This window comes from Arthrobacter sp. LAR12-1-1.1 (genome assembly GCF_040676555.1).
Lineage (GTDB): Bacteria > Actinomycetota > Actinomycetes > Actinomycetales > Micrococcaceae > Arthrobacter.
This window is the reverse complement of sequence record NZ_JBEGIG010000069.1, coordinates 1-255: the sequence shown is the minus strand read 5'-3', so window position 1 is coordinate 255 and position 255 is coordinate 1. Positions and strand designations below refer to the sequence as shown.

Genomic DNA, 255 nt, shown 5'->3' with positions numbered 1-255 from the left:
GGATCGACATGGCCGAGGTCGAGCGCCTGGCTCTCGAGCACAAGCCGGCGCTGATCGTGGCGGGCTGGTCCGCGTACGCCCGCCAGCTCGACTTCGCCGAGTTCCGCCGGATCGCCGACTCGGTGGGTGCCTACCTGATGGTGGACATGGCGCACTTCGCCGGGCTGGTCGCGGCCGGGCTGCACCCGTCCCCGGTCCCGCACGCCCACGTCACCACCTCCACGACGCACAAGACCCTGGCCGGTCCGCGCGGCG

General features: G+C 72.9%; 1 pseudogene. It reads left to right on the top strand.

Features of this window, described 5'->3' with window-relative positions:
• Positions 1–255: pseudogene (locus MRBLAR12_RS22080) on the top strand (serine hydroxymethyltransferase); the annotation flags it as partial.